Genomic DNA, 1,832 nt, shown 5'->3' on the forward strand with positions numbered 1-1,832 from the left:
GCGAGGACACCCCCGGTCCCGGTGGCCTCGTCGTCGGGGTGGGCGTGCACCGCCATCAGCGTCAAGGGCCGGTCAACCATGAAAATCCATCCTCCGATGTGAAAAGTACTCGCCCCAGTCTGCGCCACGGGGCGGGGTCGTCGCCGGGGTTGTCCCGTTCCGCGTCGCGCACCCGGCAATCCGCGAGACAGCCGCTATCCACGCCCGGCGGCCACGGTGACCGGCAGGCCGGCCTCGATGCGGCCCAGCAGCCGTCCGCCGTGGACGCCGGGGGTGTCGAAGACGCCCTGGCCGTCGGGGTCGTCGTCGGCGCCGGCGCTCAGGACCTCGGGCACCAGCACCGCCGCCGCGGCGGCGGGCGCCTCGGCGCCGGTGGGCGCCGAGTAGGCGGCGGCGAGGTACGCGGGCGCCAGGACGGGGCCGTGCAGGGTCCCTTCGACCAGGTCGGGCTCGAATCCCGCGGACAGCACCGTGACCCGGGCGTGCAGGTCCCCGTGGACCATGACCAGCTTGTCCGTCATGTTGCCGACGAAGGCCTCCACGTGGACGCTGCCGCGGACCAGCAGCTTGGCGTCACCCTCCAGGTACACGGCGGCCGCCCGGAGGTCGCCCAGCACTATCAGCGCGGAGCAGCCGTCGTCGATGGTGAGGACGGCGCCGCTGACGTCGAGGTCACCGTCGACGACCAGGCCGGTGCCGTCCAGCTCCGCGGCGTCGAGGTCGAGGTGCCCGTCGATCGCCAGGGCGCCGGCGTGGACGTCGTACGACTCCTCGTAGAGGTTCTCGTACGTGGAGACGGGCAGGCCGCGGCGCTCGAACAGGGCGACGGACTCGTCCCAACTGCGCAGCGTGGTGGTGATGTTCATGGGGCAGACTCTGCCATGCGGCACTGTCAGCCGATCGCAACCGGATCGAGACCGATCGTTTCGCCCGTCCCGGACCCGCCGCTCCCTCGGGTTCCCTACGCTGTGGCCGATCCACTGCGGCCGGCCCGCTCCGGCCGGCCGCGTTCGGTCCGGGATTTTCGAGGGGGAGCCCATGGAGCTCGACGCGTTCATGGAACTGGCCGGTCCACCGATCGGCGCCGCGATCGCCGCCTACGGCGACTCGGTGCTGACGCAGGCGCAGGACGCGGCCGCGACGGCCACCGTGGGCCTGGGCACACGCATCCTCCAGCGCGTCTGGAACCGGCGCGACGAGCGGCAGCGCGAGGACCTGGAGACCAACGTCCTGGAGGCGGCGGAGGAGGGCGCGGGCGCGGACGCCCAGGGCGCGCTGCGGCAGGCCGTGCGGCGCACGCTCCACCAGGACCCGGCGCTGCTGGCGGAGCTGGCCGCGCTGCTGGCGCGGGCGCAGCCGGCGCCGGTCAGCATCGTGGTGAGCGGCCAGGGGGCCGTCGTCAACACCGGCAGCAACAGCGGGACGATGAGCAGCAGGACCGTCGTCCACCGGGACGGCACCCGGTGACGTCGCCCACCCACCATTTCAGCGGCGCCGGACAGATCGCCAGCTTCAACAGCTCCAACGACGGCCTGATGGTCACCCAGGTCACGACGATCGTGCTGCCCTCCGAGGCGCTGCGCTCCGCGGCCGACACCCCGGCCGTCGACGTCGTCCACCTGCTCCGGCCGAACGGCCGCTTCACCGGCCGGCAGCGGGAACTGGCCGCGCTGCGGGAGATGTTGAGCGCCGAACGCACCGGGCCCGGCGCGGCGACGGCGGTGCTCCACGGGCTGGGCGGGGTCGGCAAGAGCACCCTGGCGCGGCAGTACGCCCAGAGCTTCCGCACCGCGTACGACCTGGTCTGGTGGATCGAGGCGTCCTCCCCGGGG

3 protein-coding genes are annotated in these 1,832 nt (G+C 73.4%); 2 read left to right on the forward strand and 1 reads right to left on the reverse strand.

The features are described 5' to 3' along the window. Nucleotides 1–194: 194 nt before the first annotated feature. Nucleotides 195–866: a hypothetical protein gene (locus ACIQOV_RS39855; RefSeq protein WP_401055822.1), complete on the reverse strand. Its 672-nt coding sequence runs from the start codon at nt 864–866 to the stop codon at nt 195–197. Nucleotides 867–1,038: 172 nt separating this feature from the next. Between ACIQOV_RS39855 and ACIQOV_RS39860 the strand changes: the two genes are divergently transcribed. Together ACIQOV_RS39860 and ACIQOV_RS39865 are read left to right on the forward strand one after the other, a co-directional pair. Beyond that, nucleotides 1,039–1,467, forward strand: a complete 429-nt coding sequence (locus ACIQOV_RS39860; protein WP_401055824.1) for a hypothetical protein — start codon at nt 1,039–1,041, stop codon at nt 1,465–1,467. Then, nucleotides 1,464–1,832 (forward strand): AAA family ATPase (locus ACIQOV_RS39865; protein ID WP_401055826.1); only part of this gene is annotated, 369 nt, incomplete at its 3' end. The genes ACIQOV_RS39860 and ACIQOV_RS39865, both read left to right, overlap by 4 nt.

Source organism: Kitasatospora sp. NPDC091257 (genome assembly GCF_044757675.1).
GTDB classification, from domain to species: domain Bacteria; phylum Actinomycetota; class Actinomycetes; order Streptomycetales; family Streptomycetaceae; genus Kitasatospora; species Kitasatospora lactacystinica.

Bases quoted from the DNA above. Each gene is read 5' to 3' on its own strand.
- ACIQOV_RS39855 (WP_401055822.1), bottom strand. From the start codon at position 866: ATGAACATCACCACCACGCTGCGCAGTTGGGACGAGTCCGTCGCCCTG.
- ACIQOV_RS39860 (WP_401055824.1), top strand. From the start codon at position 1,039: ATGGAGCTCGACGCGTTCATGGAACTGGCCGGTCCACCGATCGGCGCC.